This is a genomic window from Streptomyces sp. NPDC049970 (assembly GCF_040660235.1).
In the GTDB taxonomy this organism is placed as follows: Bacteria; Actinomycetota; Actinomycetes; order Streptomycetales; family Streptomycetaceae; genus Streptomyces.
Window position 1 is genome coordinate 360,098 of record NZ_JBFALP010000004.1, and the last position, 6,358, is coordinate 366,455.

Consider the following 6,358-nt stretch of genomic DNA (forward strand, 5'->3'; position numbering starts at 1 on the left):
GCAGTCCGAGGGCCGGCGCCGAAGGCGTGGAGGGAGCCGGCGCGCCCGAGGGGCGGCAGGGCGTGCGGCCGGTTCAGAGCGCGAGCCGGCGGGACAGGTCGGAGCGGAAGGCGCCGGACGGGTCCAGTTCCCGCCGCAGCGCCCGGAACTCGCAGAGGCGCGGGTACATCGCCTCGACCAGGCCGGGGCGCAGCCGGGCGTCCTTGGCCAGGCAGACCCGTCCGCCCGCCGCCGCCACCTCGTCGTCGAGCGTGTCGAGCAGCCGGGCGAGACCGGGCAGGCCCGCGGGCAGCCGGAAGGAGAGGGTCCAGCCCGGCGTGGGAAAGGAGAGCCAGCCCGGTCCGCCGTCGCCGAAGCGCTTGAGCACGCCGTGGAACGCGGGGCACCGGCGGAGGGTGAGTCGGCGGACGATGCGGTGCAGGGTCTCCTCCTGGCCGTACCCGACGGTGAACTGGTACTGGACGAAGCCGCCCCTGCCCGGGACGCGGCGGCGCTGGGGTGCGGCGTCCGCGGGGTGGAGAAAGGTGGAGACCCTCTGCAGCTCCCCGGTCCGTGAGGGGAGGGTGCCGCGATGGCGGAGCTCGTTGAGGAGCGCCCCGGCGGTCCGGCCGAGCAGCCCCTCGGGGAGGAGGGCGTGAGCCGAGGGCAGCCCCCCGGAGTGGGAGGCGAGCGGGGCGCGCCGCGCACGCGCCGACAGCGCGTCCAGGGGCGCGTGCTCCCCCCGGGTCACGACGGCACGCCCTGTCGCCCTGCCGCGCGCCAGGAGGTCGATCCAGGCCGCGGCGTACGGTGCTCCCTCCCCCGAGGTGGCGAGCCGGGCCACCGTCTCGTCCAGGTCCGCCGCCCGTACGGTGTCGACCGTCATCAGCGAGGTGCTGACCGGACGCAGGGCCAGCGTGGCGGAGAGGATCACCCCGGTCAGCCCGAGGCCGCCCGCGGTCGCGTCGAACAGGTCGGTGCCCGGGAGCACCGTGCGCACCTCGCCGTCGGCGGTCAGCAGCTCCAGGGCGCGCACGTGCCGGGCGAAGGAGCCGGCCGCGCGATGGTTCCTGCCGTGGACGTCCGAGCCGATCGCCCCGCCGACCGTGACGTATCGGGTCGCCGGGGTGACCGGGACGAACCAGCCGAGCGGGAGCACCCTCTCCAGCAGGCGGTGCAGGCTCACCCCCGCGTCGCAGACGACCGTGCCCGAGGCGGTGTCGAGGGAGCGGATCCGGTCCAGTGCGGTCATGTCGACCACGGAGCCGCCCGCGTTCTGCGCCGCGTCGCCGTGGGCCCGGCCCAGCCCCCGCGCGACCACGCCCCTGGGGCCCCTGCCCCGGACGGCGACCACGGCATCCTCGTAGGTCCGGGGGCGGAACCGCAGCGCGGTCGTCGGGGCGGTGCGGCCCCAGCCGGTCAAGGACACCGTGTCGACAGACATGGCGTGACCGTATCGCCAGAGAAAACCCATTTGAGGGATTTGTTACAGCACTCACCGAAATGGGTGATTGGTAATCCGAGTGGTCCCGACACCGGTTTTCCGCGCCCGGAGGGGTACGCGTACCTCATGGACTGGCTGAAAAAACTCCCCGTCGTCGGGCCGCTCGTCACACGGCTCATGCTGACGCACGCCTGGCGCTCGTACGAGACGCTGGAACGGGTTCACTGGGCCAGGCTCGCCGCCGCGATCACCTTCCTCAGCTTCCTCGCCCTCTTCCCGCTGATCGCGGTCGGTGCGGCGATCGGCGCGGCGCTGCTCTCGACGGAGCAGCTGGACAAGATCGAGGACAAGCTCGCCGAGCAGGTGCCCGGCATCTCCGACCAGCTCGGCATCGACAACCTCGTCGCCCACGCGGGCACCGTGGGAGTCGTCGCCGGTCTGCTGCTGCTTCTCACCGGAATCGGCTGGGTCGGCTCGATGCGTGACTGCCTGCGTGCGGTGTGGGAGAAGGACGACATCGACGAGGGCAATCCGGTCGTCCGCAAGCTGAAGGACGCCGGACTGCTGCTCGGCCTCGGCGGCGCGGCGCTCGTGACCCTGGCCGTCTCGACCGTCGCATCGACGGCCATCGGCTGGACGGTCGACCAGCTGGGCATCCCCGAGAACGGGGCGGGCGGCATCCTGCTCCAGGTGGCCGCCGTGGCCGTGGCGGTCTTCGCCGACTTCCTGCTGCTGCTCTACCTGCTCACCCTGCTCCCCGGCGTCGAGCCGCCCCGCCGCCGGCTGATCGTCGCCGGCCTGGTCGGCGCCGTCGGTTTCGAACTCCTCAAACTGCTGCTCGGCAGCTACATGCGGGACGTCGCGTCGAAGAGCATGTACGGCGCCTTCGGTGTGCCGATCGCACTGCTCCTGTGGATCAACTTCAGCGCCAAGCTGCTGCTCGTCTGCGCCGCCTGGACGGCGACGCCGAGCAAGGGCGGCGACGAGGTGGAAGCCGCCGCGGTCAGCGACGGGGAAGACGACGCACCAGGTCGGGCAGCGGCCAGCGCCGGTTGACGAGGAACACTCCGGCCGCCAGGACCACCAGTAGTCCGCCGGCGATCGACAGCGCGGTCCAGACCCCGCTGGAGCCGGACGCGGCGGCGGCCGTGGCGGCCGCGTGCTTCTTGTCTGCCTTGTCCGAACCGGCCACCGGGTCGGATCCCTTGCCCGCGCCTGTCACGGCGGACTTCGGCGGCACCAGCTCGCCGACCGGGGTCACCTTTCCGTCGGCGGCGAAGCCCCAGTCGAGCAGGCCCGCGGCCTCCTTGTAGACGGCGTGGCTCTCGTCCGCCGACGGGTTCATGACCGTGACGAGGAGGACCTTGCCGTCGCGTTCGGCGATGCCCGTGAAGGTGTTGCCCGCGTGGGTGGTGTAGCCGTTCTTGACCCCGGCGATGCCCTTGTACGGCTCCACGCCGATGTCACCTGTGATCAGCCGGTTGGTGTTCTGGATCTCGAAGGTCTCGCGCTTCTTCTTGCCCTTCTTCAGCGCGCCGGGGAAGTCCGCGCTCGCCGTCGCGGCGTACTCGCGGAAGTCCGCCTTCTGCATCCCGCTGCGGGCGAACAGCGTCAGGTCGTACGCGCTGGAGACCTGGTTCGGCGCGTCGTAACCGTCGGGGGAGATGACCCGGGTGTCCAGGGCCTGCAGCTCCTCGGCGTGGCGCTGCATCGCCGCCACCGTCGCCGGGACGCCGCCGTACATCTCGGACAGCACGTGCACCGCGTCGTTGCCGGAGCGCAGGAACACGCCCAGCCACAGGTCGTGGACCGTGTACGCCTGGTCCTCCTTCACGCCCACCAGGCTGCTGCCCTCGCCGATCCCGGCGAGCTCCTGCTCGGTCACCAGGTGGGTCAGGGACTTCGGCTGCAACGCGGGCAGGACGGTGTCGGCGAAGAGCATCTTCAGCGTGGACGCCGGCGGCAGCCGCCAGTGGGCGTTGTGCGAGGCGAGCACCTCCCCGCTCTCCGCGTCCGCGACGATCCACGACCGCCCCGTGAGCTCCTTCGGAAGAACCGGGGCGCCGGGGCCCAGCTGGACCTGGGTGCCGGGCTGACCCAGCCGCTTGCCGCCCACGGTCGACATCGGACCGGTCGGCTTCGGCTGTTTGTCGTCGGTCTTGTCCTTGTCGGCGGCCCCCGCAGGACTGACGACACATACGGACAGCAACGCGGCAGAGAGGACCGTCATTACGGTCTTTTTCAGAGCAGGCACGGTCGGAAACGTACATGGCGTTGCTGAGGATCGGGACCCGGATGGCTTGAACCGCCGTGCATTCCGCCGGGACAGCCCACCCCGGGCGATCTGGCCGGAGCGCGGCGGCGATACTGGTCGTATGAAGCTCAGCCGCCCCGTCTCCTGGTTCCTGCTCGTGTTCGGGGTGTGGAGCTGGTTCATCTGGGTCACCTTCGCAAAGAACCTGTGGAACGACGGCAGCGGGCTCGCGTTCGACGACGCGGGCGACCCGACCGCCTACTTCTGGGTCCATCTCCTGCTCGCCATCACCTCGTTTCTTCTGGGGACGGCCGTCGGGCTCATCGGGTTCCGTGGTGTCAGGGCTTTGCGCCGAGAAGGCAGATGACGGACCCGGCGCGGACGCGCGCCGGAACAGGATTTCAGCGGGGGAGCGTAAGTGGTTGTGGTCTTCGTCCTGGTGGCGGTCGCGGTTCTCGCACTGCTGGCCGCGGTGCACCGGTACGTGTGGCGCCGGCTGATCGGTGACACGACGGAACAGGGCGGCCTCGCGCGCCGCACCGGCACCGTCGCGGCGTTCGTGCTGCCGCTGCTGTCCCTGGGCGCCCTCGTCTCGGGCCGGGCCGGATTCCCCTTCCCGGTGCAGCAGGTGCTGGCCTGGCCCGGCTACCTGTGGCTGGCCGTGCTGCTCTACCTGACGCTGGCTCTGCTGGTCGGCGAAGCCGTACGCCCGCTCCTGCGCCGGGTGCTCGCCGGCCGGTCAGGGACCGCCGGGTGGGACCCGGGTCGCACCGGCACCGTCCTCCAGGCCACTCCCGCCGCCGCGTCCGCCCGGGCGGACGCGGTCCCCGCGAACGCCGAGGCCGCTTCCGGCACCGGAGCACGGGCGGACGCGACACCCGCGAACGCCGAGGCCCCGGCCGGCACCGGCGCCCGGACGGACGCGGTCCCCGAGGCCCCGGCCGGTCCGCAGGTCGCCGACCCGTCCCGGCGGCTGTTCGTCGCCCGCGCGGTCGGTGGCGCGGCCGCCCTCGCCGGACTGGGCACGGTCGGGTACGGCACGTACGGGGTGCTGCGCGGGCCCCGTACCAAGCGCATCACCGTCCCGCTCGCCGGACTGCCGCGTTCCGCCCACGGCTTCAGGATCGCCGTGGTCAGCGACATCCACCTCGGGCCCGTCCTGGGCCGGGCGCACACCCGGCGCATCGTCGACGCGATCAACGCCACCAACTCCGACCTGGTCGCGGTCGTCGGTGACCTCGTCGACGGTTCCGTCGCCGACCTAGGCCCGGCCGCCGAACCGCTGGCCGGGCTCGAAGCCCGGCACGGCAGTTACTTCGTCACCGGCAACCACGAGTACTTCTCCGGTGCCGCGGAGTGGGTCGACCACGTGCGCGAACTCGGCCTGCACCCCCTGGAGAACGCCCGCGTCGAGATCGGCGGCTTCGATCTCGCGGGCGTCAACGACGTCGCGGGGGAGAGCGAGGGCCACGGGCCCGACTTCGCCCGCGCGCTCGGCGACCGGGACCGCGGCCGCGCCTCCGTGCTCCTCGCGCACCAGCCCGTCGTCATCGACGACGCCGTCGAGTACGGGGTCGGGCTCCAGCTCTCGGGCCACACCCACGGGGGCCAGCTCTGGCCGGGGAACCTGGTCGCCGAGCTCGCCAACCCCACGGTCGCCGGGCTCGAACGCTACGGCGACACCCAGCTGTACGTCTCGCGCGGCGCGGGCGCCTGGGGCCCGCCGGTGCGCGTCGGCGCCCCGTCCGACATCACCGTGGTGGAGCTGGCCTCCCGGCAGGCATGAGCCCCGGCGGCGACTACCGCGGTGACACCGTCCGTTCCGGCGCCGGATCCGTCTGCCCGGGTGTGCTCACCGATCCGGCGTCGCGGCGGAACTCGGCGTTGATGCGCTGTGCCTCTTCGAGCTGGTCCTCGAGGATGATGATGCGGCAGGCCGACTCGATGGGGGTTCCCTGGTCGACGAGCTCCCGGGCACGCGCGGCGATGCGCAGCTGGTAGCGGGAGTAGCGCCGGTGGCCGCCCTTGGAGCGGAGCGGGGTGATCAGGCGGGCTTCGCCGATGGCGCGGAGGAAGCCCTGGGTGGTCCCGAGCATCTCAGCGGCCCGGCCCATGGTGTAGGCGGGGTAGTCGTCGTCGTCGAGACGGCCGAACGAGTCGTCTGCTGTCATCTCACCTCTCTGTGGAACGCGTGGAGGGGCCCTGGTGCCAATGGCACCAGGGCCCCGAAGGAACTGCTACACCATCTGTCGGCCGTGATGCTGCGCCGACTCTCTTGTTCCGCGGACCCGGGCTGAACACTGCCGGGGTTGCGGGGATCGCGGTTGCTCGACCGGAGACCACCTCACTATCGATGTCCTGCGGTACCCGGGTCCAAGATTTCCACCCGGGCGATCCTGATGGCGCCTGGCTCCTCCGTTCTTCCCTCGAAATCCGATCACTTGCGTACTGCTGGTGGTGCGTACTGCTACTTCGGTACTGCTGGTGGCGGCCCCTGATGACTGCGGGCCACCCGGTCCGGTCGTCAGTCCCGTCGCCGTCCTGCGAAAGCCCTGGCTTCGGAACTCCACCACCGCACCGTCCTGCGTACTGCTACTTCGGTACTGCTGGTGGCGGCCCCTGATGACTGCGGGCCACCCGGTCCGGTCGTCAGTCCCGTCGCCGTCCTGCGAAAGCCCACG

The 6,358-nt window shown here is 71.8% G+C and carries 6 protein-coding genes; 3 read left to right on the forward strand and 3 right to left on the reverse strand.

Going from position 1 to position 6,358, the window contains the following annotated elements:
- Positions 1–73 precede the first annotated feature (73 nt).
- The gene (locus AB0I83_RS10370) at positions 74–1,423 is read right to left on the reverse strand and encodes an FAD-binding oxidoreductase (RefSeq protein WP_363304292.1); all 1,350 of its coding nucleotides are present in this window, start codon (positions 1,421–1,423) and stop codon (positions 74–76) included.
- A gap of 126 nt (positions 1,424–1,549) precedes the next feature.
- Here AB0I83_RS10370 and AB0I83_RS10375 point away from each other — a divergent pair, with 126 nt between their 5' ends.
- A complete protein-coding gene (locus AB0I83_RS10375) occupies positions 1,550–2,479 on the forward strand; it encodes a YihY/virulence factor BrkB family protein (RefSeq protein ID WP_356536337.1) in 930 nt (309 codons plus the stop codon).
- Here AB0I83_RS10375 and AB0I83_RS10380 read toward each other — a convergent pair.
- Entirely contained in the window at positions 2,427–3,677 is a 1,251-nt protein-coding gene (locus tag AB0I83_RS10380; protein ID WP_363304293.1) for a D-alanyl-D-alanine carboxypeptidase, read from the reverse strand. The two genes, AB0I83_RS10375 and AB0I83_RS10380, sit on opposite strands and share 53 nt — an antisense overlap.
- A 121-nt stretch (positions 3,678–3,798) precedes the next feature.
- Here AB0I83_RS10380 and AB0I83_RS10385 point away from each other — a divergent pair, with 121 nt between their 5' ends.
- The gene (locus tag AB0I83_RS10385; protein WP_356536335.1) at positions 3,799–4,044 is read left to right on the forward strand and encodes a hypothetical protein; all 246 of its coding nucleotides are present in this window, start codon (positions 3,799–3,801) and stop codon (positions 4,042–4,044) included.
- Positions 4,045–4,095: 51 nt separating this feature from the next.
- Positions 4,096–5,463, forward strand: a complete 1,368-nt coding sequence (locus AB0I83_RS10390) for a metallophosphoesterase (RefSeq protein ID WP_363304294.1) — start codon at positions 4,096–4,098, stop codon at positions 5,461–5,463.
- Between the two features lie 13 nt (positions 5,464–5,476).
- Here the strand turns inward: AB0I83_RS10390 and AB0I83_RS10395 are convergent, their stop codons facing one another.
- Positions 5,477–5,848 (reverse strand): MerR family transcriptional regulator, encoded by a 372-nt coding sequence (locus tag AB0I83_RS10395; RefSeq protein ID WP_356536333.1) that lies wholly within the window; start codon positions 5,846–5,848, stop codon positions 5,477–5,479.
- Between the last annotated feature and the right edge of the window lie 510 nt (positions 5,849–6,358).

Bases quoted from the DNA above. Each gene is read 5' to 3' on its own strand.
- AB0I83_RS10370 (WP_363304292.1), bottom strand. From the start codon at position 1,423: ATGTCTGTCGACACGGTGTCCTTGACCGGCTGGGGCCGCACCGCCCCG.
- AB0I83_RS10375 (WP_356536337.1), top strand. From the start codon at position 1,550: ATGGACTGGCTGAAAAAACTCCCCGTCGTCGGGCCGCTCGTCACACGG.
- AB0I83_RS10385 (WP_356536335.1), top strand. From the start codon at position 3,799: ATGAAGCTCAGCCGCCCCGTCTCCTGGTTCCTGCTCGTGTTCGGGGTG.
- AB0I83_RS10395 (WP_356536333.1), bottom strand. From the start codon at position 5,848: ATGACAGCAGACGACTCGTTCGGCCGTCTCGACGACGACGACTACCCC.